Below are 23,881 nucleotides of genomic sequence, written 5' to 3' on the forward strand. Positions count from 1 at the left end.
GCAGCAAGAAGTTATCAAGCACTGTGGCAGGCCGTAGGCCAAGTCTGCGACCTCTTCACAAAGCAAGAGTGCAACAACTTCTTCAAAACAGCTGGATACATGACCGATTAAACGCGACAAGCTCTAGCCTTTGGTAAGATCAGCCGCATTGAGCGTATTTACGTCCGTCGCCTTAGGCATAAAGCCAAGTTGCGCAAGAGCCGCATTCACACAGTAAGCACCACAGGATTTCGGGGAGTGCTGGACGATACCAGCATAAAGATCAAAGTCTGCCATTTTGTTTTCCTTGTTGAGAGCAATGCTCTGCAAGGAAAGACGTGGCGAGGGGCAAACTGTGAAAACGGCAGACAGTAGACAAGAAAAAAGCCCCGCTGAAACAGCGAGGCTTTGAATTGAGAACTCTGTCCAGATCAGTGATTGAGGATCTGGGAGAGGAACAGCTGAGTACGTTCATGCTGCGGATTGGTGAAGAATGGCTCTGGCTCATTCTGCTCAACAATCTGCCCCTGATCCATAAAGATCACGCGGTTTGCCACTTTACGGGCAAAGCCCATTTCGTGGGTCACACAAAGCATGGTCATACCCTCTTCCGCCAGACCGATCATCACGTCCAGAACTTCCTTGATCATCTCAGGGTCAAGTGCGGATGTCGGCTCATCAAACAGCATAACCTTCGGGTTCATGCACAGCGAACGGGCAATTGCCACACGCTGCTGCTGACCACCGGAAAGCTGACCTGGATACTTGTTGGCCTGCTCAGGGATCTTCACGCGCTCAAGGTAATGCATCGCAACTTCTTCAGCCTGCTTCTTAGGCATCTTGCGAACCCAGATTGGAGCCAGCGTACAGTTCTCCAAAATGGTCAGATGCGGAAAAAGGTTGAAGTGCTGGAAGCACATACCGACTTCACGGCGGATCTCATCAATCTTCTTGAGATCAGAAGTCAGCTCAATACCGTCGACAACGATACGGCCCTTCTGATGCTCTTCAAGACGGTTGATACAGCGGATCATAGTGGACTTTCCAGAACCCGATGGACCACAGATAACAATCCGCTCGCCGCGCATAACCTTCAGGTTAATGTCGCGCAGAACATGAAAGTCACCATACCATTTATTCATGCCGTTGATTTCGATAGCCACATCGGTATCAGAAATCTGCATTTTTGAGCGGTCCGCCTGAACATCAGCGAGATTTGCGTCACTCATTTTTATTTCTCCGAGTTTCTCTTGGCTTGCGCCAGGCGACTAGCGATGGCCGGTATGCAGTTTGCGTTCCAAATACATCGAATATCGGGACATTGCAAAGCAGAAGATAAAGAACATGAACGCGATAAACGCATAAAGTTCAACAAAAATACCATTCCAACGTTGGTCAGCGAGCGTTGGCGCAACCAATCCGAGAGGATCCATAAGGCCAATAATCAAAACCAGTGTGGTGTCTTTGAACAAGCCAATAAAGGTATTCACGATACCTGGGATGGAAATCTTGAGCGCCTGCGGCAGAATAATCAAACGCATGCTCTGCCAATATCCAAGACCCAATGCATCCGCAGCTTCATACTGCCCCTTTGGCAATGCAGCCAGACCACCGCGAATAACTTCTGCCATATAAGCACTGGCAAAGAAGGTCACCATAATGACAACACGCAGCACGATGTCGAAATTCACGCCCTTTGGCAGGAAGTAGTTGAGCAGAACATGCGCAACAAACAGCAAGGTGATCAACGGCACCCCGCGAATGAACTCGATGAAGATAATCGCCAGAGACTTCACAATAGGCAGATTGGAACTGCGAGACAGCGCAAGAACGATACCGATCGGAAGCGAGAACGAAATACCGGAGACACCGATAATCATGGTCAGCAGCAATCCGCCCAGCTTAGTGGAGGAAACCGGCTCAAGACCAAAGCCACCCCAAATCAGCCAAAACGCCACAAATGGGTATGCCATAGAAGCCATCAACGCTGTACTGCGCTTTGGCATACCATCCCAAAGGGCTGGTACAAGAGCTAAGAACAGCAGCACGAAAGCCAAAATCGGACGCCAATACAGCTCGCTCGGGTAAAAACCAAACAGGAACTGATGATAACGCTCACGAATAACGGCCCAACAAGCACCATTGTCTGTCAGTGCCCGGCATTCATCCAGAGAGTTGGCATTCCAGACAGAGTCCACAAACGCCCAATTGACTACACCCGGCACGGTTGAATACACTGCAAAGATTGAGAGCAGCGTCAAAATAGTGTTGAGCGGCGACGAGAACAGGTTTTCACGGATCCAGCCGACGGCACCAGTTGTACCCTGGGGAGGTGGCAACTGAGGCTTTTCAGAGGTCGAGACAAAGGCGAAATTATTTTCACTCATGTTAGCGCCCCTTCAGCTTTACGGATTCATTGTAAAAATTCATGACTGCTGAAATAGACAGCGAGATCAACAAATATGTTGCCATCAGAAGCAACATGCACTCCATCTCACGGCCAGTCTGGTTCAGTGTAATACCGCCCAGTGTGCCAGTCAGATCCATGTAACCAACTGCAATCGCCAAGGATGAGTTCTTGGTGATGTTCAGGTAGTTGGAGATCATTGGTGGAATGATAATGCGCAAGGACTGCGGCAGCACAACAAGGCTCATGGTCCGTTTAGGACGAAGGCCAAGAGCATACGCCGCTTCCGTCTGTCCTTTACTGATCGCCATGATTCCTGCGCGAACAATTTCCGCAACAAAAGCTGCAGAGTAGATGGAAAGCGCAAACCACAGAGCGATAAGCGGAGTACCAACTTTAAGGCCACCCTTCAGATTAAAGCGTCCGGCAACAGGGTAATCAAGGCCAATCGGCATACCAGACGCAAAGTAAGCCAAAACGGCTGGTACAATCAAAATACCAAGACTGATGTAGCCTACGGGCAGAATCTGACCAGTCGCTTCCTGACGCTGACGCGCCCAACGACGGAATACAAAAATGCCGCAGATGGAAGCGAGCAAAACTGCAACGACAATCTGGTAGCCACCATCGAAGGTCAGTCCAGGAACATAAAAACCACGGTTTGTTGCATAAACCGCCCCTTCAATAACTGGTGCTTTGACAGCCTGCTTGGGGGTTGGAAACACATGAATGAAGACAGCGTACCATGCCAGAATCTGCAGCAGCAGCGGCACGTTACGAACGCCTTCAATGTAAACCGCCATCAAGCGGGAGACGACCCAGTTATTGGAGAGACGCAGAACACCGACAAAAACGCCGATGAGTGTTGCAGTCACGCAAGCCAGGAAGGCAACCAGCAGTGTGTTGAGCAAGCCAACAAGTGCCGCTTTCCAGTGTCCTGAAGCGGATGTATATTCTACCAGCATCTGACCAATGTCATAGCCTGCTGGCTCAAATAAGAAACCGAAATTGAAATCTTTGCCAAGTGCTTCAAGGTTCTCGACAGCATTGCCGATGAGCATCATCACAACAGACAGAGCAACGATAAGCGCGATAATCTGGATCGTATAAGATCTGTATCGAGCATCTCGCCACAGTTGCGAAAACTGGAAGCTATTATCGGCTGGTACGGTTGAAGTGCTCATAAGTAGCCCGCCTTATTTATTATGCTTAGAAAAAAGGGCGCTGTCATCTTGCAACAGCGCCCCTTTTGTAAGATCTCAATCAGATCAACGGAATGGAGGTGCGTACTGCAGACCACCTTCGGTCCATGTCGCATTCAAACCACGAGCCAGATTAACTTTGGTCTGTGTGCCGAGGTGACGTTCGAACATTTCGCCGTAGTTACCAACGGATTTGATAGCTACGAGAGCGAAGTCGTTACCCAGACCAAGGGATGCACCCATTTCACCGGAAGCACCAAGCAGACGCTTAACTTCTGGATCTTTGGAAGTTGCGGCCATGTCATCCGCGTTTGCAGCGGTGATGCCTTTTTCTTCCGCAATCTTCATTGCATTCAGAACCCAGCGGCCAATGTCTGCCCACTGATCGTCACCATGACGGACGAGCGGACCGAGAGGCTCTTTGGAGATGATTTCAGGAAGAACGATATGGTCGTCCGCATTCTCGAATGTCGCACGGGAAGCAGCCAGACCAGAAGCATCGGTGGTATACACATCACAAGCGTCTGCAAGGTAGTTCTGTCGACCTTCAGTGTTTGTCTCAATGGACAGCGGCTCGTAAGACATGCCTTCAGCTGAGAAGTAGTCAGACAGGTTCAGCTCTGTTGTTGTACCAGTCTGGATACAAACAGTTGCACCGTCTAGCTCTTTAGCAGAAGCAACACCAAGAGACTTCTTCACCATGAATCCCTGACCATCGTAGTAGCTCACACCAAGGAAGGTGAACTTCAGGTCTGCATCACGGGAGAACGTCCATGTGGTGTTACGGGACAGGATATCCACTTCACCGGAAGCCAGCGCAGTAAAGCGGGTCTTACCAGTGGTTGGTGAGAAATCAACTGCATCCGGATCACCAAGAACAGCAGCAGCTACTGCACGGCAATAGTCAACGTCAAAGCCCTGCCATTTGCCGTTTTCGTCGGTGTAAGAAAAGCCTGCAAGACCAGTGGAAACCGCGCAGCGCAGCTTACCGCGCTCTTTCACGTCTTCGAGAGTGCCGGCAGAAGCTGCAGACAGAGCAGTCGCTGCGAACGCTGCACCCAGCGCAACTGGAAGGATCATTTTTTTCATAGAATTGGAGCCTCTTTTTCTTGTCCAATTTTAAAATTCATCACCGGAAGTAGCAGGCCGTTCTCCTCCTCTAAGAAAAACACCCAAGACAGACATGTCAGCGCATGTCCTTAAAGCCCCCCTATTGGCTTCAACCACTCCTCGCTAAGCATTCGATGATATTTCTCTAAAAACGTCAAGAGGTTTTTATTAATAAGTTAGTCTACGAGGTGCTATTCATCAACGATTGCAAAGTTTCTATGCAATTTATATCTCAGCTGCACGCGCTTTAACCATTAATCAAAATTGCAAAATATAGTTATGTATACACCAGCAAACAAATTAATCCAAACAATACTGAAATAGAGAGGAAATATTACTTAGACTACAAGCGCAATGAAAAAACTAACCTTAAAAACTGACCGCATAATCTGAGCAATTTTCTTCAAAAATACGAATTTCACACTAACCTTTACAATCCCACTGCACAAATAATACGCAATTTTACGAAAATCCCACAAGGAAGTCTATCTTCCCTATGGGCAAATAGCGTTCAGCTATACTCGTGTATTCAGATTGCATTTATTGCGGATAAATCGCCTAGAAATTCGGGTCCTTGCGTTTTTCCTTGTAGATAAGACATAGATTTCGGAAATAAATGATCAATCCGAGGCCCTGTCCCGCAATAAAAACCGGATCCTTCTTGACGATAGCGTAAGTCAAAAGGAGCGATCCACCCCCTATTGAGAAGAACCAGAAAGCTACTGGAACAATGGACCGCCCCACCCGCTCAGAGGCAATCCATTGGATCATAAAGCGCATCATGAACATGAATTGCGCGACAAATCCCCAAAGAACCCAGAAATCCAATTGAGCGACGAAAACATCATAAAGCCAGTCATACAAACCCGAGAACATCAATGGTCCTCCTTAGCAGGAGACACATCCGAATCTGTCACCATCACCACCTCGGGAATGACTTTTCGACGTCGACGCAACCACCACACACCAAACAGATCAAGAACCCCAATAAGCGCCCGGTCAAAGATCCCATATTTGGAGACACCGTGCTCGCGCTCACGGTCGACCACATCCACATGAACCACCTCGAATCCTTCACGGATAACAAGGGCCGGCAAAAACCGGTGCCAGCTGTCAAAATACGGCAGTTTCAAGAACACATCACGCCGCAACAACTTGAGACCACATCCGCTATCTCGCGTATTGTCTTGCAGGATTGCACCACGCAGCTTATTAGCCGCTTTGGAAGCGTAACGTTTGAAGAGGCTGGCTTTTCGCCCCAGTCGCTGCCCGGCTGCAAGACCAACACGCGCGCCCCCCTTCTCCATCGCCTCAAGCATTTCACGATAATAGATCGGATTATTCTGCCCATCGCCGTCAATCGTGGCGATATATGTGCCCCGCGCGTGCAATAATCCTGTACGCACAGAACAACTCTGCCCACCAGACCGTTTATGATGGATCAGCCGCAAAAAGCCGTGCTCCAACGCATAGCACCGCAACACCTCAAGACTATCGTCAGTAGAGCCATCATCAACCACAATGGCTTCAAATCTGTAGTCCTTCAGAGCTTCCGCAATCTCATCCAGCAAGGGAGGAAGATTATCTCTCTCATTCTTCGCAGGGATAACGACGCTAACGTCAATCTCATTCACACCGGCACTCTTGGTCATTCCAGTTACCCCTACCCTGAGACGGAACTCCGCTCAGGCTAAGGACAATGACCTCAATCAGCCCGGAGTGTCTCCGATTGTTTTTGTACGGGAGAAAAACTGTCAGATCGCGCTGCCCGCCAGGACCTCAAACATAAAGCCGCAGAGATACTGCTCATGACCGGTTGCACACCGCCTTTATCATCAAATGAAAACCCGATCCGCCGACGAGCCATCCAGCGGGCACAGCAATAAGAAAATGCCCCACCTATGATAATGCCAGCGACAACATCACTAGGATAATGAGCTCCTACAATCACTCTACTGGCAGCAATCCAAAGCCCAACAACAGCAAGCAGCCACCGAAGTCTGGGGGCAATCAATGCTAAAGCAACGATCAGAGCACCAGCTGTTGTCGAATGCCCGCTTGGAAGGCTTGAAAGCTTTGCCTCCCACGCGAAAAAGTCGAAATACATTGGCCCCATTTCATCAAAAAGGGTTGGTCGGGCACGCCCGATATTCCATTTCAGAACAATGGCCAGCAGCCCGCTGACAGCGACAACAAAGAACAGATAACTCCCGTATATCGTCAGATACGACACTGCCATCTTTCTACGAAACGGGAGGCGCTGCCAGCCGCCAAAAATCATTGCTAGAATCCATAGTCCAGTCGGGAACAGGATCCAGTCGGACTTGCCGACATCTGTAATGACCTCGAAAATATCATGATAGGCAACAGGCAGTTTCCGGGCCCAAATCGGGCTACTATGGTCCAGAAAGACCATTGCCAGACCGCATAGCCCAATCAATAAGGCCGCAATATTTTGTGGCTTCAAAAGTGGAGGGAGAGCAGCGGCTGCAACAGAGCTCCGCGCTCTTCGGTTTTTCAAAATTGCTGAGGTTTGTCCAAAATGCTGTCTCGCATTATTGCCAGCAACTCGTAAGGCCTCAATCAGACGCTCTCCAATTGAAGGAGTGGAACTCTCTTCCCGCGGAGCATCTTCCTTATAGCTTTTCTCATAAGGCGTTGCACGACTTACTTCCTGTTTGAGAGGCTGAGCCTCGCAGGATTTATCTCTTGTTTGATCCACGTCCTGAGCTGGACGTTCTAAGGTATCTATGGAGCCGTCATTAATCATCACGTCGCCCCGCTCGCAGAAAAAATATGTAACAGCAATGCTTTACCGCCATTGATATTCAGGCCAAATACAGTTGATACTTCCGAAGTCTTCATCCCCAACCGAAGAGCTTCCGCATCAAACCGATCCAGCTGCCGTCCTTCCACCAGTACAATTCTGCAGGTCCCTTTAGACACTCCGGTTCTCTGGCTTCCATCCGCCAGAAAACGCGCTGCAGCTTCTGCACCAAGTAGCTTTGTTTGCGTGCCCTGCAAAAATACGAAGCTGGGCTCATAAAAACCTGCTGTTGCAACTTCTTTCCGCTCACATCCCGGCAGCTGCTCAACAGCTTCGGCGAGACGGCTGGAAATCCAGATGGTCGACAGGGCTGGACCAGAAAAAGCCCAGAAGCCGACAAACATCAGCAATGCGGAAGCCCACACCGTCGGCAATGCCCCGACGAGTTCTCCCGCAATCAGTTTACGAATGGCTGATAACGCAGCAATGACAGCCAACCCACACAGCACAACACCGGGAGGAGACGGCCAGAGATCAAGCAACAAAGGTCCAACAACAACAGCAATAAAAATGCCCAGCGGAACCAGCAGGAATAAAAACGCAGAGGCGTATCGCCAGTAAATGCCGGCCTGCTTTGCCCTGTCAGTCGTCAACACACCCGCCGCCAGCAACGCCAGTGCTGGCATCATCGGCAATGTGTAGTGAGGCAGTTTCGTTGAAGCCAATTCAAATATGATCCACGACGGGATCAGCCAACACAACAAGAATCTATAACAAATTTGATTCAATTCTTGCCTAATACCCTTAAAAATCACAAGGAGAAAAGAAGGGATTGGCCAGAAAATTACGAAACTGATTAAGAGGTGTGTGAGTGGTGGAGCACCGTGGGACTCTCGCCCTGTTCCCACTTTACCCCAAAGATCTGCACCAAGAGCGTCTCGGAAGAAGGCACCATTTGTCTCAATGTAAATAGCAACCAGCCATGGTGTAACCAATGCAAGAAACAGCAGAAAACCGGAGATTGGAGCTAATCCTCCCAACCACGAAACACGCCTTTCCCAAACCGATAAAGACAGGATGGTTAGGCCGCATACCATTAGAATAATCGGCCCCTTGATAAGAGTGCCCAGCGCCAACCCAAACCAAAAAAACATGGCATATGTCCAGAGCGCTTTACTCTGTTGTGCCATCCAGACACGAGCCAACGCTCCTTGAGACAACATCACACAAGCCAAAAGCACCGCATCCGTTTTTGCCAAATGCGCTTCAACATTTAAAATGAGACCTAATGCAACAAGCAGTGCACCTAAAAAGGCCTCCTGCTCCCGGAAGAATGCTCGCCCAGCCCAATACGTCAGCAACACAGCTGCAATTGCGCCAATGACAGAAGGGAGGCGATAGATCCAGATGGGGGCATGCTCTCCATATCCCAACAGTTTGGCAGCACCCACTTGTGCCCAGTAAATTCCGATAGGTTTTTTGTTTCGTGCCAGCTCTTGATAGTGGATGGAAACATAGTTGCCTGTCTCCATCATTTGTTTGGAGGCCTGAGCAAACCTCGGCTCATCACGATCAAGCGGAGGAACGGACATCAACCCTGGCAGATACAAGCACAGACATAAAAGCAGAAGAATAATCGGAGCCAACCAGTCGCGCCCTGCCATACGAAGCCAGAGAACCTGGTGCTCTGGCCTCTCAATCTCATCCCCAGTCACAGACATTGCAAGATTCATTTGCGCAGACATAACCGCCCTAAAGTTCTCCAAACTCCCGAAAAAACACAGGCTAAGAGCCTGTTGCTCCCTGAGAACAATACGCAGCTGACCATCTGGAACACATTCCCCAAAACTCCCCACTCAAATGCACGGTGGGCCTAAATCCATAAGTTGCACCCTGGGTCGGAAAGCTGAAGAGCACCTGAAGCACCAAGACCGCACCTTCTAAGGACGATCAAAATCAAAAATCTGCTTGGGAATTACGTGGATTATTCGCGAGCGGTACAGTTTCGGCCCAATTTCATGCCTAAGATGAGGGGAACTAATCGGGCATTTCGGGATTATACACGTGCGTTTGGAATTAAAGGCGACGGCAGCCTTGCTGCTGGCAGGAACGCTTGCTGGCTGCGCTGGCTTGGGGATGGAGACTTCAAAGGTTGAGTTGTCTCAGATTGCGATCAACAAAAACGAAGCATTGCGCCAGACCAATGCATGGCGGGCGAAGCATTCCCTGCCGCCGATCAAACTGGACCCGCACCTCAGCGAAGTCTCGCAGGATATGGCCGATCACATCGCCCGCCTGGATTCGCTCAAAACCAGACGCCATTCTTCTTCCAGTCTCATCAGTCGCACCCAGACCGACGGATATAAATCCTTTGCAGGCGCAGAAAATCTGGGCGCAGGCTACGCGAACATTTCGGCTGCAATGACGGGCTGGAAAACCTCTCCCGATCACAACAAAAACCTGCTCAACAAAAACGTCACCCATATGGGCATTGCACGCACCAACCGAGCAGACGGCACCTACCGGAATTTCTGGGTCATGACACTCGCTGCCCCTCAAAAGCCAGTGACGGCAACAGGTTTCACCACAGTCTCACTGCCCTTCCCGGTCCAGTAACTTCCCTTGCGTCGAGAACTGATTAGGGGAATTTTCGCCCCGCTTCCTTTACGCAGTTGCAAATAGCACCCATATTCACACCTCCTGCGCGCATTCCCATGAAGAGGCATTGCCTCCTTGAGGGAATACGCGTCCATCAATTGATTGAAAGCAGTCTGGCTCTCCTCTTAAGCAGACTTGAGCCCAGTCTGAATTTTGAATTTCATCGGAGATTTAATATGAGCGAGACCGCAAAGGTTCTTCTGCAAGACTGGAAAACCCCGTTTGGACTTCCCCCGTTCGCACAGATCAAGCCGGAAGACTTTGAGGGCGCATTTGAAGAGGCCTTTAAGGCAGGCGAAGACAACATCAATCGCATTGCTCAAAATTCTGAAGAACCAACTTTTAAAAACACCATCGCAGCATTGGAGCTGTCCGAAGACGCTCTGGAGCAGGTCGCAAGCGTATTCTTTAACCTTTCCTCTGCAGACACCAATGAAACCCTCCAGCAAGTTGAGCGCAATGTTTCACCAAAACTGGCGGCCTACAGCACTAAGAAGTATTTGAACCCTACCCTCTTCAAGCGCATTGAAACGCTGATGGCAAAGCAGGACACGTTGAACCTGACATCTGAACAGGACCGTGTGTTGGAGCGTTATTACACTATTTTCCATCGTGCAGGTGCCGGTCTGGACGCCAATGGCAAAACCCGTATCGCGGAAATCAATGAGCGCCTAGCGACACTTGGCACCAACTTCGCGCAAAACGTTCTGGCCGATGAAGCCTCCTACAAACTCGTTTTGGAAAATGAAAGCGATCTGGAAGGTTTGCCGGAGTTCCTTGTAAAAGCCGCAAGTGCTGCTGCTGACGAACGCGGAGAACCGGGCAAATACGCCATCACCCTCTCCCGCTCTTCTATTGAACCGTTCCTGCAGTTCTCCAAACGCCGCGATTTGCGTGAGGAAGCCTTCAATGCCTGGGCAAGCCGCGGTGATAATCCCGGTGAAACAAACAACTCAACCATCGTCCGTGAGACAGTGCAGCTCCGCAATGAGAAAGCCAAACTCCTTGGCTTCGAGAGCTTTGCAGCATTCAAGCTGGATGATGTCATGGCAAAAAACACAAGTGCAGTGGATGACCTGCTCTCCAATGTCTGGGGACCAGCCAAAGCACGCGCATTGGAAGAAGCTGCTGACCTGCAGGATATGGCGCAATCTGAGGGCGACAACATCGAGATCGCTCCGTGGGACTGGCGTTACTATTCAGAGAAGGTCCGCAGCGCCAAGCATGATCTTGATGAAGCTGAGATCAAGCCGTACTTCCAGCTGGATCAGATGATCGAAGCGGCCTTTTATACCGCAACCCGTTTGTTTGGCCTCACTTTCAAAGAGCTGAAGGGGCAAGACGTCTATCATCCGGATGTGCGTGTCTTTGAGGTCTTTGACAAAAACGGTGACCATCTCGGCATCCTCATCGGCGACTACTTCGCCCGCGCTTCAAAGCGTTCCGGTGCATGGATGAGCGCCTTCCGCTCACAGCAGAAGCTGAAAGGTGACGTCCGTCCAATCATCGTCAACGTGATGAACTTCTCAAAAGCACCAGAGGGTGAGCCAACCCTGCTCACCTTTGATGATGCCCGCACTCTGTTCCACGAATTTGGTCACGGCCTCCACGGCCTCATGTCCAACGTGACACACCCACTTGTTTCCGGCACCAGCGTGGCACGGGACTTTGTGGAGTTGCCATCCCAGCTCTTTGAGCATTGGCTGGATCAACCGGAAGTCCTGAAAAAGTATGCCCGCCACTACCAGAGCGGCGAAGTCATTCCCGAAGAGCTTCTGGAGCGTCTGCTGGCAGCCGCCAACTTCAACCAAGGCTTTGCAACGGTTGAGTATCTGGCAACTGCTCTGGTCGATATGGCAATCCATAAAGAAGATAAGCTCGACGATCTCGATCCGGCTCAGGTGGAAAAGAAGATCCTCAACGGTATCGGTATGCCGAAAGAGATCATCATGCGTCACCGCATTCCACACCTCCTCCACGCTTTCGCGGGAGACGGATACTCTGCGGGTTACTACAGCTACCTTTGGTCAGAAGTGATGGATGCCGATGCGTTTGAAGCCTTTGAAGAAACGGGCGATGCGTTTGACACGAATACAGCAGCCAAACTGGAAAAGTTCATCTACGCAGCAGGCGGGTCTCAAGACCCAGCAAAAGCTTATATGGATTTCCGCGGTAAACTGCCATCCATTGAGCCGCTTCTCAAAGGTCGCGGGCTGGTCAACTAAACATCAGTCGCCCAAGACAGATAGCAAAAAGGGCGGACCAGTTGGTTCGCCCTTTATTATGAGAACTCAAAAGGAAAAGGCTAGCCTCTCATCATCCGGCTGAGACCACTTAAGAAAACAAACAGCCAGCCTAGGATCATCAGCATGCCACCCGTCGGGGCCGCAAAGTCGAAGAGCTTCTCACCGACAAACAAGCGCTGAGCCAGATCACCACAGAACAAACCAACACCGGCAAACAGCAACAGCATGGCAAATGCAATGCCCTTTGAGCCTGTAATCCCGTGAGTAACCCCCAAGCCGACGAAAGCCGCTGCATGCATCATCGTGATTTGAGAGATAATACCAAGATACTGGTTATCGACTGCATGCGAGCTTGCCGCTGAAGTCAAAATAGCGATAACACCGCAAAACCCGCCAAGCGCCAATCCAAGACCAAGCCCTTGACCAAGTCTAATCCGAGGCTGGTCAGCGGGCGCCGCTTCACTTGCACTGTCCGGCATAGCTGCTCCTTAAATCTCAATTCCAAATCACATTCTGCGCGAAACACAAACACGCATCAACTGCATATAGGATAGCCAGTAAAGTTTGCAAAAAACCTCAGCAGCACTCCATGATGTTTAATAGCTGACGAAAGTTGCCACTGAGATATAGTTCTTCAAACTGTATAGAGGAAGACGATGCACGAATCTCTGAGTATCTCGAAACTAGCTGATGTTCCTCAGTTCCTCGAGCCAGCAGCAAAAGGCATGTGGTTGGAGTGGTGGGAAGAGGAAGGTCACCCGATTGAAGATGTTTATGAGGAACTCCGCACCAGCCTCAACAAAGAATCCATGCCCACAACATTGATTGCACACGACCAGACCGAGTTCCTTGGCATGGTCATGTTGGTGCAATCAGATATGAGCAAGCACCCGCAGTACTCACCATGGCTGGCATCCCTATGGGTCGCCCCAGAGCATCAAGGCAAAGGCATCGGCTCCCGACTCACAAAAGAACTGGAGGCACTCGCTTTAAACGATGGCACTCCACACCTCTATCTCTTCGCAAAACTAAGCCTTCGCGGGTTTTATGAAGGTTTGGGCTGGCAGTGCATTGAAGACGATGTGAATGGGGTAGATATTTTCCGCAAGCAATTAAGCTGAAGCCGCGTCATCAGCACCTTATGCAGCCCGGGCCCATAGCCATCCGTCTCAATGGACTCAGCGACAAACCCCATTCTCTCATAGAACGGACATGTATGCTGCGAGGTATCGATGTAAACTGCCTGATCCGGATAGTCTTCCGCAATACGCGCAAGTCGGAATTGCACGAGCTTCCTGCCAATTCCCTGACTGTGGAGTTCACGGCGCACCATTCCCCAAGTCAGCCCAACCCCTTTAGCGTTCAGGCAATACCCGTCAGCAGCAACAATCACTCCATCTCGCTCAACGACAAAGTACGGATCATCAAGCCTTTCCAGATCCTGGCTGTATTCTTCCAGCTCAGTCTCCATGAAATACTTGGGAACGTTTCTCTTAAAGATCTCAAGGCATGCATCGTAATCAGCTGTTTGATACCTGCGAAAGTTCATCATACAGTCCTTGGTGGTCTTGGTTCTAAAACATATCGCATGACAGTTAGTTTTCGCCCTTCAGGAAGGGAAGGTTGATACCCAACTTCCTCCGCTCCCATACGCTCATAAAACCCTTTGGCGTGAGGATCAGAGACAATCACCAGCTCTGACATCTGCTGAGCTTGCAGCCAGTTCTGTATGAAACCAAACATAATCCGCCCGGCTCCCTTGCCCATCAAGTCCGGCAAGACCCAAAAATCTTCAAGCTCACAGCGCTGCTCTGCATCAACGGAAATTGAGAATACACCAGCAATCCGGCCCTCTGTTTCCAAGACCCAGAAATGCCTGCTTGCCAGAACAGCCTCATCAACAATCAGATCAGGCAGCCAGACATCCATCATCTCCTGCGAATAGCCCCAATGGCCTTTCGCTGAGAGGATAACCTTGTTCATTTCCGAAATATGCTGCGCTCTGGCCCTGATAATATTCAAGTTCAGGCCTCCTTAGATAGAGAAGATTAAACATTTCACGCAAGCTGACGCAATCCAATGAGCCCGGACTTATGCTCCGTATTGCCCTCTGGTCGGGTCTGCAACATCAATAATGCGTAAGGATGGTTTCGCTTGTCCCTGCCAGGTATCAACACTCAAACTACCAGCAATATGGAGGGGCTTGCCGCGGGCTTGTAAGAGCGCCTTCCCGTGAGGCTGATCTTCGGCTTTAAAGGCAATCGCCTTCAGGTTCGTTCCCTCATTGCCGCCAAGCGTCACACTCACATGACCTTGCCCAACCACCTTGGAAAATTTGATCGGCACAGATGGCAAGGCAAAGACAGGTTCTGCGTGCGAAGCACCATAAGGTCCTGCCTGTTCCAGTATATCCAGCAAGCTCAGATTCGCGCCGGCAGGTGTCAGCACACCATCAATGGTGAGTTCATGATCAGCAGAGGCCTGCTCCACATCTTCACTCAGTTGCTCTGTCAGGAAAGCCTCAAACTCAGGCACTTTTTCTTTTTCAATGGTAAGCCCTGCCGCCATCGCGTGCCCACCGCCTTTGACGAGCAACCCCGCCTCAACAGCTGCACGAACCGCAGAACCCAGATCAACACCAATGATTGAACGGCCTGAGCCAGTCCCCAAACCCTTTTCATTAAATGCCATTGCAAAAGCAGGCCGGCGGTAACGCTCCTTCAACCGCGAAGCGATGAGCCCAACAACACCCGGATGCCAGCCGTCTGCTCCCGTCAAAAGCACGGCAGGAGGAACAGTTACTTCCATTTTCTGGAACGCCTGCCCCTCGCCCTCTTCCAGCATCACAGCTTCCATGGCCTGACGTTCCTGATTAAGCCGTTCCAGCGTCGCTGCAATGCGCTCACCCTCAGCCCGATCATCAGAGGAAAGCAGTTTCATGCCAAGAGCTGAATCGCCAATACGTCCGCCCGCATTGATACGCGGCCCAAGCATGTAGCCCAGATGGTACGGCGTCGGCTTTCCGCTCAACCGGGAAATATCAGCAAGGCACGACAGCCCGACATTCTCACGCCGTGCCATCACTTTAAGACCCTGCACCACATAAGCACGGTTCAGCCCCTTAAGCGGCACCACATCACAAATCGTTCCAAGAGCAACAAGATCTAGTAAATCCATAAGGCGCGGCTCTGCACGCTGAGCAAACGCTCCCCGGCGACGCAGCTCACGGTTCAGCCCCACAAGAAACAGGAAGGTGACGCCCACAGCCGCCAGATGGCCTTGTCCAGACAAGTCATCCTGCCGGTTGGCATTCACCAGCGCATGAACCTCCGGAAAACTTTCATCCACCTGATGGTGGTCCAAAACCACCACTTCCAATCCGATCCGCTTGGCTTCATCAAACGCTTCAAACGAGGTTGAACCGCAGTCTACTGTGACTAGCAACCGTGCCCCACCTGCATGAAGCTGGTTGATCGCCGTTGGATTTGGCCCGTAGCCATCAATGATGCGATCCGGGATATAAACATCCGGCTCCGCTCCAAGCTGCATCAGGTAGCGCTTGAGCAAAGCAGAGGACGTTGCCCCATCAACATCGTAGTCCCCGAAGATCGCAATCTTAACGCCCGTCTGCAGCGCATCTGCAACGCGTGCGCAGGCCTTATCCATATCCACCAGTTTAGAAGGATCCGGCATCAGATCTTTAAGGGAAGGATTTAAGAACCCCGAAGCCTCTTCCAACGCCACATTGCGCCCGGCAAGCACACGGCCAACCACTTCAGGCAGGTCGGTTCTTTGCGCAATGGCAAGTGCTTGTGAGAGCCCCTGATCATCAAGTCGCTCACGCCACATACGTGCGCTCAAAGACTTTTTGACACCAAGAACGACACGTCGCTCGGCACTGGATGCATCCAACGTCATAACCATAGAAAGAAACTGCCCGGATTCTCGTATAAAAGCAAAAGGGGCGAGTGCTCAACACACCCGCCCACTCTATTTATCTAGCTTGAAGGAAGCGCTAAATCAATCCAGATGGAATTTTTCCAATTGGGTATGTTTCGCTTCAATGAAACGAACAGTACCGGTCGTAGAGCGCATCACAACAGTGTGGGTGGTGATGTTATCACGGCCCAGCTTCACACCCTTCAGGAAGTTACCAGTTGTCACACCGGTCGCAGCGAACAGAACGTCTCCGCCAGCCATTTCTTCCATGGTGTATTTGCGATTGATGTCGTCAATACCCATGCGGCCTGCGCGTTCAACCTGCTCTTCGCGAGTGATCACCAGACGGCCCTGCATCTGACCACCAATACAGCGCAGAGCTGCAGCAGCCAGAACACCCTCAGGTGCACCACCAATACCAACATAAAGATCGATACCGGTCTCTTCAGGGTCAGTGGTATAAATGATGCCTGCAACATCACCATCACCAATCAGGAAGATAGAAGCACCGGTAGCCCGGATGTCGTCAATCAGCTTGGCGTGACGCGGACGGTCCAGCACACAGACGGTTACGTCTTTCACTTCACAGCCCTTTGCTTTCGCAACAGCTGTAAGGTTTTCCTGAATTGGGCGATCCAGATCGATGGTACCCTCAGGATACCCCGGACCAATCGCGATCTTATCCATGTAGCTGTCAGGTGCGTTCAGCAAACCGCCTTCTGGTGCCAGCGCGATAACAGCAATGGAGTTTGGCATGTTCTTCGCACAGATCGTGGTACCTTCCAGCGGATCAAGTGCGATATCAACCTTTGGCCCGTCTTTGGTGCCAACCTTTTCGCCAATGTAGAGCATTGGCGCTTCATCACGTTCCCCTTCACCAATCACGACAGTACCGTCGATTGGCAGCTGGTTCAGTTCGCGGCGCATTGCGTCCACAGCAGCCTGGTCAGCTGCCTTTTCATCGCCCCGTCCACGAAGACGTGCTGCAGATACAGCAGCACGTTCCGTAACGCGTGCAAGTTCCAGTGTCAGAATACGGTCAAGAACGTCAGTTGCGTCCTGATGACTATCCGCCATTTAAACCTCTCGGGTGTCCTGTTTTCACGTTAAACGTGAGGAAGTATTATTTCAGGTTCTCAATTCGTAACATCTGAGGCTTACCAGAAGTTACTTTTTCAGCAGCAATCGCATCCAGAGCTTCGCGCACAGCCAGTTCAGTGGTCTCATGCGTGATAAGGATAACACTTCGCGGTGCTGCAGGATCGCTTACACCATCCTTATCATTTCTGGAATGCGGTCCACGTTGGACAATAGACTCAAGTGAGATCCCTTTGTCCGCCATACAGCGCGCAATTGTGGCAAAAGTACCGGCTACGTCCAACACAGCCAGACGAATATAGTAACCACCTTCATGCGCTCGCATACGCGCTGGAACATAATCTGCAAGTGTTGTCGCAGACTGACTAAACACCGGCAGAGAAACATCACGTGCAATATCGACCAGATCGGAGATCACAGAGGATGCTGTTGCATCACCGCCAGCACCCGGACCAACCAGCACCACTTCACCAACCGCATCACCATCAACAGCAACGGCATTCAACACACCATCAATGCGGGCGATTGCAGAAGATTTCGGCACCATAGTCGGGTGCACGCGCTGCTCGATCCCCGTATCAGTACGCTGAGCAACACCCAGCAGTTTGATCCGGTAACCCAGCTCATCCGCAGCGCGAATATCAGCAGTCGTAATGGAAGTGATCCCTTCCACATAGATCGCATCTGCATTCACTTCACAGCCAAACGCAAGGCTGGTCAGCAGAGCAAGCTTGTGTGCGGTATCAAAACCTTCGATGTCAAAGGTTGGATCAGCCTCCGCATAACCAAGGCGCTGCGCATCAGCAAGACACTCAGCAAACGACAAGCCTTCCTGCTCCATCCGCGTGAGGATGTAGTTACAAGTGCCGTTCATGATGCCGTAAACGCGGGACACATCATTGCCCGCAAGGCTCTCACGCATGGTCTTGATGATTGGAATACCACCTGCGGCAGCGGCCTCATAGTTGAGGCTCACACCTTTGGCTTCTGCAAGGTGAGAGAACGCAACCGCGTGCTTCGCCAAGAGCGCTTTGTTGGCTGTGACGACATGCTTACCGGTTTCTAGCGCAGTGCGAACACTCACCTCAGCCGGACCGTCTTCACCACCAATCAGCTCCACAAAAACATCAATCCCGTCGAACTTGGCAAGTTCAACGGGATTTTCAAACCAGGTCAATCCATCCAGATTAACACCACGATCTTTAGAGCGGCTGCGAGCACTCACAGCCACTACTTTGATAGGTCGGCCACATCGATTGGCAAGAACATTCGCCTTGGCCTCGAGGATACGCACCAACGAAGCACCGACGGTTCCTAGACCAGCAACGCCAACTTTCAAAATATCAGTCATAAATACCCAGTATCTGTAGGTGGGCGGGCGCCTAAGCGCCCGATTTGCTCAATTCCTCAGAATTGCTGCCCGCGTCTTCAAAAAACTTCCGAATGCCACGTGCGGCCTGTCTGATACGCTGTTCGTTTTCAACCAGACCGATACGTACAAAACCTTCACCGTGTTCACCAAAGCCGATTCCCGGAGCAACCGCCACATCTGCCTTTTCAATAAGCAGCTTGGAGAACTCCAAAGACCCTAGATGTTTGAACTGGTCTGGAATTGGAGCCCAGGCAAACATAGATGCTTCCGGAGCAGGAATATCCCAACCAGCGCGTCCAAATGAGTCGATCAACACATCACGGCGCTTCTTATAGATCTCGCGAGTTTCACGAATGCAGTCATCTGATCCGTTCAGCGCAGACGCAGCTGCCACCTGAATTGGAGTGAACGCACCATAATCCAGATAGGACTTCACGCGAGCAAGAGCCGCAATCAGACGTTCATTACCAACTGCAAAGCCCATACGCCACCCCGGCATAGAGAAGGTTTTGGACAAAGAGGTAAACTCAACAGCAATATCCATTGCCCCCTCTACCTGCAGGATGCTCGGAGGAGGAACGTCACCAAAGTAGATTTCGGAGTACGCCAGATCGGAAAGCACATAGATTTCGTGCTTACGCGCAAAGGCAACCACATCGCGATAGAAATCCAGATCAGCAACACTTGCTGTCGGGTTCGCTGGGAAGCACAGAATAATTGCAATTGGCTTCGGAATGGAATGGACCACAGCCCGCTCCAGAGCCTCAAACAGCTCAGGACCCGGAGTTGCCGGGATAGACCGCAGTGAACCACCTGCCATCAGGAAGCCAAATGCATGAATTGGATAGGATGGATTAGGGACAAGCACCACATCGCCCGGCGCGGTAATCGCCTGAGCCATGTTGGCAAACCCTTCCTTAGACCCCAGTGTCGCAACAACTTGCGTATCTGGGTTTAGCTTTACACCAAAGCGACGCTCATAATAGCCAGCCTGTGCCTTACGCAATCCCGGGATCCCTTTGGATGCGGAATAGCGATGTGTGCGCGGGTTCTGAACAGTCTCCACCAGCTTATCGACAATATGTTGCGGAGTAGGCAAATCAGGGTTGCCCATACCCATGTCGATAATATCGGCGCCTGCCGCTCGCGCTTTGGCTTTCAGACGATTGACCTGTTCAAAGACATAGGGCGGGAGCCGGCGTGTCTTGTGAAAGTCGTCCATGACGCGAGCCTCACTTTCTTCAGTTTAGCGTTTCAAGCTATATTTTGATTTCTGTTCAAACTTGGTCCCGAGTCATTTCAGCCAAGTTTCCACGGCCTTTTAGCAGGTGCGAACATTTTTCGCATCATTCATGAGGGATAAAACCGACATTTTTTTAAAGTTTTCAAAGAAGATGTGAAACTTTAAATCCAAAGAAAAAGCCGCAGAATTCTGCGGCTAACAACGGGATCTACAATTTCAACTTGAGAAATTAGACGACTTTCACACAAAATGCACAACTAAAGGTGCATTCGCCACATGAAAAATGCGGCGAAAGATTATTGCGCCTGCACATCCTGAGATTGCCCAGCCTGCTCACCAGCAATCGTTTTTAGCTGTTCGGCACTGGACTCAAAGCTCTCACCAAGACCTGCCCTGCGCTTACTCTCAGAGGAGATTGCAAGCAGATTGGCTTCAGAAGCCGCACGCTGTTCTGGGGAAAGCAAATCGCTGGAAACTTCTGGCGGCAGTTCAGCCACACCAGTCTGCTTTGCGCCGTTGCCTTTTTCGATGGCCTCGTAAACCGTCAAAGATTCGCCAAATGCACAACCGCCAACAAAACCTGCCAGCACAACTGCACAGCAAACTCGTTGAAACTTAAGCAACATCTGGAACCTCGCGTTTTATCTGATGACGACACAAAAGCAGCGCACATGACTTTATTAAAAATGCACTTAGCAGTTGCGTCATCCGTAGTCCACATATATTACCCTGTTAACAACACATAATTTATTACTCTAGGGCAGTTGTCATTTACTGAACACAGAACACGATATACTCAAACCATAACCGATAAATATTAAGAAGAAATACTATTAGAATTCGGAGTATTCCGAGTTTTCCTCAAGAGTTGAACTCATCCATAAAACTTAAGAATAACCCAAAACTTCTCACAGTTCCGCAAGAGCACTTTACTTGCTAAATACCTACTAAGAATCCACCTAAGGACTAAGACAATCAGCATGGATTTTCACGTGCCTGTCAAAATTCTTAGGGATATACTCATTATGCCGTTTTTGTAGGCTAAGACACCGCCCCATTACGCATGAGTGTATGTGGCATATTTTTGAGCACGATCACGCACACCAAATACTATTGGGTCTGGCGAGTATTAATCAGACACCAGATACGAGGACTGAGCAGGCAAATGACCGGTGAAGACACCAATCCAATGTTGCAGTACATCCTCAATAATCCTGAGGAGTTTGCCAAGAACCTCTCCGAGATCGCCGAAAATGGCGGCAAGGCTCTGGCAGCCTATCTGGAGCCTCGCGAAAAAGGCGAAGCAGCATCCGGTGGCACCGAAGAACTCAACGCAGTGGTAAAGACACTCGCTGAGGTCGGCAATTATTGGATGAAAGACCCTTCCCGCGCCATAGAAGCTCAAACCAAGCTCTGGTCTGGATATATGAACATCTGGAACTCCACGCTCCAGCGCATGGCTGGAGAGGAAAGAGAACCAATCGTTGTCCCCACCAACACCGACAAGCGCTTTAAAGATAGCCAGTGGGACGACAACAACTTCTTCGACTTCATCAAGCAGATGTACTTGCAAACGAGCAACTGGGCTGAAGAACTTGCAGAAGGCGCCGATGAACTGGATGATCACACGCGCCATAAGGCGGGCTTTTACATAAAGCAAATCTCCAATGCCATGTCGCCGTCCAACTTCATCCTCACCAACCCGGAGCTACTGCGCGAGACCATGTCGTCCAACGCTGGCAATCTGGTGAAGGGCATGAAGCTGCTCGCGGAAGATATCAAAGCCGGTCACGGTGACTTGCGCATCCGCCAGACTGACCCGGATAAGTTTGAAGTTGGCGTGAACGTCGCCGTCACACCCGGCAAGATCGTAGAGCAGAACGATGTCTGCCAGCTGATCCAATACACACCAACGACAGAAACAGTTCTCAAACGTCCGCTACTCATTGTTCCGCCCTGGATCAACAAGTACTACATCCTCGACCTCAACAAGGAAAAATCCTTTATCAGATGGGCTGTTGATCAGGGCCATACCGTCTTTGTTGTTTCATGGATCAATCCGGATGAAACACAAGCTCAAAAAAGCTTTGAGCACTATATGCGCGACGGCATTCTCAACTCTCTGGAACGCATTCGCAAAACCACCCAGCAGACGACCGTCAACGCCATTGGCTACTGCGTCGGCGGCACTTTGCTGGCCGCCACCCTCTCCTACCTGGCAAAAATCGGCGAGCAAGATCGCATCGCATCTGCGACCTTCCTGACCACTCAGGTTGATTTCACATATGCAGGCGACCTGAAAGTGTTTGTGGACGAAGAGCAGATCGAAATTCTTGAACACCGCATGGGTGAGAAAGGATACCTGGACGGCTCCAAAATGGCGACGGCGTTTAACATGCTACGCTCGAACGACTTGATTTGGCCTTATGTGGTCAACAATTACCTGCGCGGTAAAGATCCATTCCCGTTTGACCTGCTCTATTGGAACGCAGACAGTACGCGCATGCCGGCAGCCAACCACTCCTACTACCTGCGCAATTGCTATCAGAAGAACGCACTTGCGAAAGGCGAAATGGAACTGGCCGGGCAAAACCTCGATCTGAGCGATGTCCAAATCCCGATCTATAATCTGGCAACAAAAGAAGACCACATTGCACCTGCAAAATCCGTATTTAAAGGCTGCGGATGTTTTGGTGGTCCCGTAGAGTACGTTCTGAGTGGCTCAGGCCACATTGCTGGCGTCGTCAACCCGCCATCCAAAGAGAAATACCAGTACTGGACAGGAAGTAAGCCAGAGGGCGCTCTGGAAAACTGGATGCAAGATGCATCTGAAACACCGGGATCATGGTGGCCACACTGGCAAAAATGGATTACATCTCAGGATGATAATCAGGTAAAAGCACGCAAACCGGGCGCACGCCGCACAAAAATTTTGGAAGACGCACCAGGCAGTTATGTTAAGGTGCGCATATAAAGAGAACACGCAGTGAGTCTTCCCGAGGCCACGCTTGTTCTCACGGAATGAATGGAGGACAACGTGGCAGGAGATCCTAAGCTATCACAAATGCAACCGCGGAAGATCGGCGGCTGGGATCCTCGACATGTTCGGCACCTAAACACACAAAGCGCTGCCCTTACGCGCATGAACAAACCTAAAAACCTCTTGGTCAGGCTCCTTGTGCTTCCTGCCTTACTTGCACCTCTGTGGTATCAACCAGCACTCGGCTGGTTCTGGGCATTGGCCCTTTCACTTGCAGCTGTTGCATGGGTTTGGGTCATTCCCCCCTTCGGCAAAAAAGCAATTGGCGCACAAACCTGGCTGCAAAAGGCAATATTGGGTGAGAGAATGTGGCTGAACCGGATGTTTGTTCCAGTTCCAGCCCCTTATCATCAAAAAGCACTCGCTCTTCTTGTCATCGGGCTAATCGCAGTAGGCACAGCGATCTGGGCAGCAAGCACCAACAATCTTCCGCTTATGCTTACGGGTGGCATCCTCGCTTACCTCGCAAAATTCACCTCACTGTTTGTGATGGTGAAAGTCTTCGAGCATATGAAAAATGCCCATCCGCTCTACAAGAGCTGGCGAAACATTCCAGTCAACGACAACAGCCTGAAAGCAAAAGCGAGCTGAGTCTCATTCAGTCAACAAGGGCGTACCATAACCGTCTGGCTTTGCAGAAACGGAAGACAGTCGTCCCGGCTCTGAAACAAACCAGTAATCTGCTCCGGAGCGGTAAGCGTCCGGCGAACCCGACCTGACGATTCTAGCTTTGCTGCTCTATCGTACGTGTAGTTTTATCTGCATGGACTTTGATGATGATAGAAAGCCAAGGACGGCGCTGGAGTGACGATGAGAAGCG

The 23,881-nt window shown here is 50.7% G+C and carries 22 protein-coding genes; 5 read left to right on the plus strand and 17 right to left on the minus strand.

Going from position 1 to position 23,881, the window contains the following annotated elements; translation table 11 throughout:
* Positions 1–123: 123 nt before the first annotated feature.
* From PsAD37_RS28435 to PsAD37_RS18995, 9 genes are all read right to left on the minus strand, one after another.
* Positions 124–276: a hypothetical protein gene (locus PsAD37_RS28435; protein WP_193778303.1), complete on the minus strand. Its 153-nt coding sequence runs from the start codon at positions 274–276 to the stop codon at positions 124–126.
* Positions 277–410: 134 nt separating this feature from the next.
* A complete protein-coding gene (locus PsAD37_RS18960; RefSeq protein WP_063297469.1) occupies positions 411–1,208 on the minus strand; it encodes an amino acid ABC transporter ATP-binding protein in 798 nt (265 codons plus the stop codon).
* A gap of 39 nt (positions 1,209–1,247) precedes the next feature.
* On the minus strand, positions 1,248–2,366 hold the full coding sequence (locus tag PsAD37_RS18965) for an amino acid ABC transporter permease (protein ID WP_063297470.1): 1,119 nt from the start codon (positions 2,364–2,366) through the stop codon (positions 1,248–1,250).
* Between the two features lies 1 nt (position 2,367).
* Positions 2,368–3,570, minus strand: coding sequence for an amino acid ABC transporter permease (locus PsAD37_RS18970; RefSeq protein ID WP_063297471.1), 1,203 nt, complete (start codon positions 3,568–3,570; stop codon positions 2,368–2,370).
* 84 nt (positions 3,571–3,654) lie between these two features.
* Entirely contained in the window at positions 3,655–4,677 is a 1,023-nt protein-coding gene (locus PsAD37_RS18975) for an amino acid ABC transporter substrate-binding protein (protein WP_063297472.1), read from the minus strand.
* Positions 4,678–5,256: 579 nt separating this feature from the next.
* Positions 5,257–5,574, minus strand: coding sequence for a lipid-A-disaccharide synthase N-terminal domain-containing protein (locus PsAD37_RS18980; RefSeq protein ID WP_063297473.1), 318 nt, complete (start codon positions 5,572–5,574; stop codon positions 5,257–5,259).
* Positions 5,574–6,350 carry a glycosyltransferase family 2 protein gene (locus PsAD37_RS18985; protein WP_063297474.1) on the minus strand — a complete coding sequence of 259 codons (777 nt, stop codon included), beginning with the start codon at positions 6,348–6,350 and terminating at the stop codon, positions 5,574–5,576. The genes PsAD37_RS18980 and PsAD37_RS18985 overlap by 1 nt, the downstream gene beginning before the upstream one ends.
* A 53-nt stretch (positions 6,351–6,403) precedes the next feature.
* Positions 6,404–7,468 (minus strand): phosphatase PAP2 family protein, encoded by a 1,065-nt coding sequence (locus PsAD37_RS18990; RefSeq protein WP_063297475.1) that lies wholly within the window; start codon positions 7,466–7,468, stop codon positions 6,404–6,406.
* Positions 7,468–9,210, minus strand: a complete 1,743-nt coding sequence (locus tag PsAD37_RS18995) for a glycosyltransferase family 39 protein (RefSeq protein WP_208991972.1) — start codon at positions 9,208–9,210, stop codon at positions 7,468–7,470. Before PsAD37_RS18995 ends, PsAD37_RS18990 begins: the two co-directional genes overlap by 1 nt.
* A gap of 319 nt (positions 9,211–9,529) precedes the next feature.
* Between PsAD37_RS18995 and PsAD37_RS19000 the strand changes: the two genes are divergently transcribed.
* A complete protein-coding gene (locus PsAD37_RS19000) occupies positions 9,530–10,081 on the plus strand; it encodes a CAP domain-containing protein (RefSeq protein WP_208991973.1) in 552 nt (183 codons plus the stop codon).
* 218 nt (positions 10,082–10,299) lie between these two features.
* Positions 10,300–12,348 (plus strand): M3 family metallopeptidase, encoded by a 2,049-nt coding sequence (locus tag PsAD37_RS19005; RefSeq protein WP_063297476.1) that lies wholly within the window; start codon positions 10,300–10,302, stop codon positions 12,346–12,348.
* An 80-nt stretch (positions 12,349–12,428) separates the two neighbouring features.
* On the opposite strand, the gene PsAD37_RS19010 is transcribed toward PsAD37_RS19005, so the two are convergent.
* Entirely contained in the window at positions 12,429–12,848 is a 420-nt protein-coding gene (locus PsAD37_RS19010; RefSeq protein ID WP_063297477.1) for a DUF423 domain-containing protein, read from the minus strand.
* A gap of 177 nt (positions 12,849–13,025) precedes the next feature.
* On the opposite strand from PsAD37_RS19010, the gene PsAD37_RS19015 reads away from it, so the two are divergent.
* Complete coding sequence (locus PsAD37_RS19015) at positions 13,026–13,490, plus strand: GNAT family N-acetyltransferase (protein ID WP_063297478.1); 465 nt, start codon at positions 13,026–13,028, stop codon at positions 13,488–13,490.
* On the opposite strand, the gene PsAD37_RS27750 is transcribed toward PsAD37_RS19015, so the two are convergent.
* The 7 genes from PsAD37_RS27750 to PsAD37_RS19045 all read right to left on the minus strand — a co-directional run bounded on the left by PsAD37_RS27750 (position 13,415) and on the right by PsAD37_RS19045 (position 20,647).
* A complete protein-coding gene (locus tag PsAD37_RS27750) occupies positions 13,415–13,918 on the minus strand; it encodes a GNAT family N-acetyltransferase (protein ID WP_084407954.1) in 504 nt (167 codons plus the stop codon). The genes PsAD37_RS19015 and PsAD37_RS27750 overlap by 76 nt on opposite strands.
* The gene (locus PsAD37_RS19020) at positions 13,918–14,391 is read right to left on the minus strand and encodes a GNAT family N-acetyltransferase (protein ID WP_063297479.1); all 474 of its coding nucleotides are present in this window, start codon (positions 14,389–14,391) and stop codon (positions 13,918–13,920) included. Before PsAD37_RS19020 ends, PsAD37_RS27750 begins: the two co-directional genes overlap by 1 nt.
* Before the next feature lie 69 nt (positions 14,392–14,460).
* Positions 14,461–16,293, minus strand: a complete 1,833-nt coding sequence (gene recJ, locus PsAD37_RS19025) for a single-stranded-DNA-specific exonuclease RecJ (RefSeq protein ID WP_063297480.1) — start codon at positions 16,291–16,293, stop codon at positions 14,461–14,463.
* 96 nt (positions 16,294–16,389) lie between these two features.
* Positions 16,390–17,385, minus strand: a complete 996-nt coding sequence (glpX, locus tag PsAD37_RS19030) for a class II fructose-bisphosphatase (protein ID WP_063297481.1) — start codon at positions 17,383–17,385, stop codon at positions 16,390–16,392.
* Between the two features lie 46 nt (positions 17,386–17,431).
* Positions 17,432–18,757 carry a homoserine dehydrogenase gene (locus PsAD37_RS19035; protein ID WP_063297482.1) on the minus strand — a complete coding sequence of 442 codons (1,326 nt, stop codon included), beginning with the start codon at positions 18,755–18,757 and terminating at the stop codon, positions 17,432–17,434.
* 31 nt (positions 18,758–18,788) lie between these two features.
* Positions 18,789–20,000 carry an LL-diaminopimelate aminotransferase gene (locus tag PsAD37_RS19040; RefSeq protein WP_057464398.1) on the minus strand — a complete coding sequence of 404 codons (1,212 nt, stop codon included), beginning with the start codon at positions 19,998–20,000 and terminating at the stop codon, positions 18,789–18,791.
* Between the two features lie 317 nt (positions 20,001–20,317).
* Entirely contained in the window at positions 20,318–20,647 is a 330-nt protein-coding gene (locus tag PsAD37_RS19045; protein ID WP_208991974.1) for a hypothetical protein, read from the minus strand.
* Between the two features lie 539 nt (positions 20,648–21,186).
* On the opposite strand from PsAD37_RS19045, the gene PsAD37_RS19050 reads away from it, so the two are divergent.
* Both PsAD37_RS19050 and PsAD37_RS19055 read left to right on the plus strand, forming a co-directional pair.
* Positions 21,187–22,995 carry an alpha/beta hydrolase gene (locus PsAD37_RS19050; protein ID WP_063297483.1) on the plus strand — a complete coding sequence of 603 codons (1,809 nt, stop codon included), beginning with the start codon at positions 21,187–21,189 and terminating at the stop codon, positions 22,993–22,995.
* A gap of 63 nt (positions 22,996–23,058) precedes the next feature.
* Complete coding sequence (locus PsAD37_RS19055; RefSeq protein ID WP_208991975.1) at positions 23,059–23,652, plus strand: DUF6653 family protein; 594 nt, start codon at positions 23,059–23,061, stop codon at positions 23,650–23,652.
* Positions 23,653–23,881: the final 229 nt, after the last annotated feature.

It is taken from the genome of Pseudovibrio sp. Ad37 (assembly GCF_001623075.1).
In the GTDB taxonomy this organism is placed as follows: Bacteria; Pseudomonadota; Alphaproteobacteria; order Rhizobiales; family Stappiaceae; genus Pseudovibrio.

Bases quoted from the DNA above. Each gene is read 5' to 3' on its own strand.
- PsAD37_RS28435 (WP_193778303.1), bottom strand. From the start codon at position 276: ATGGCAGACTTTGATCTTTATGCTGGTATCGTCCAGCACTCCCCGAAA.
- PsAD37_RS18960 (WP_063297469.1), bottom strand. From the start codon at position 1,208: ATGAGTGACGCAAATCTCGCTGATGTTCAGGCGGACCGCTCAAAAATG.
- PsAD37_RS18965 (WP_063297470.1), bottom strand. From the start codon at position 2,366: ATGAGTGAAAATAATTTCGCCTTTGTCTCGACCTCTGAAAAGCCTCAG.
- PsAD37_RS18970 (WP_063297471.1), bottom strand. From the start codon at position 3,570: ATGAGCACTTCAACCGTACCAGCCGATAATAGCTTCCAGTTTTCGCAA.
- PsAD37_RS18975 (WP_063297472.1), bottom strand. From the start codon at position 4,677: ATGAAAAAAATGATCCTTCCAGTTGCGCTGGGTGCAGCGTTCGCAGCG.
- PsAD37_RS18980 (WP_063297473.1), bottom strand. From the start codon at position 5,574: ATGTTCTCGGGTTTGTATGACTGGCTTTATGATGTTTTCGTCGCTCAA.
- PsAD37_RS18985 (WP_063297474.1), bottom strand. From the start codon at position 6,350: ATGACCAAGAGTGCCGGTGTGAATGAGATTGACGTTAGCGTCGTTATC.
- PsAD37_RS18990 (WP_063297475.1), bottom strand. From the start codon at position 7,468: ATGATTAATGACGGCTCCATAGATACCTTAGAACGTCCAGCTCAGGAC.
- PsAD37_RS18995 (WP_208991972.1), bottom strand. From the start codon at position 9,210: ATGTCTGCGCAAATGAATCTTGCAATGTCTGTGACTGGGGATGAGATT.
- PsAD37_RS19005 (WP_063297476.1), top strand. From the start codon at position 10,300: ATGAGCGAGACCGCAAAGGTTCTTCTGCAAGACTGGAAAACCCCGTTT.
- PsAD37_RS19010 (WP_063297477.1), bottom strand. From the start codon at position 12,848: ATGCCGGACAGTGCAAGTGAAGCGGCGCCCGCTGACCAGCCTCGGATT.
- PsAD37_RS19015 (WP_063297478.1), top strand. From the start codon at position 13,026: ATGCACGAATCTCTGAGTATCTCGAAACTAGCTGATGTTCCTCAGTTC.
- PsAD37_RS27750 (WP_084407954.1), bottom strand. From the start codon at position 13,918: ATGAACTTTCGCAGGTATCAAACAGCTGATTACGATGCATGCCTTGAG.
- recJ (WP_063297480.1), bottom strand. From the start codon at position 16,293: ATGGTTATGACGTTGGATGCATCCAGTGCCGAGCGACGTGTCGTTCTT.
- glpX (WP_063297481.1), bottom strand. From the start codon at position 17,385: ATGGCGGATAGTCATCAGGACGCAACTGACGTTCTTGACCGTATTCTG.
- PsAD37_RS19035 (WP_063297482.1), bottom strand. From the start codon at position 18,757: ATGACTGATATTTTGAAAGTTGGCGTTGCTGGTCTAGGAACCGTCGGT.
- PsAD37_RS19040 (WP_057464398.1), bottom strand. From the start codon at position 20,000: ATGGACGACTTTCACAAGACACGCCGGCTCCCGCCCTATGTCTTTGAA.
- PsAD37_RS19045 (WP_208991974.1), bottom strand. From the start codon at position 20,647: ATGTTGCTTAAGTTTCAACGAGTTTGCTGTGCAGTTGTGCTGGCAGGT.
- PsAD37_RS19050 (WP_063297483.1), top strand. From the start codon at position 21,187: ATGACCGGTGAAGACACCAATCCAATGTTGCAGTACATCCTCAATAAT.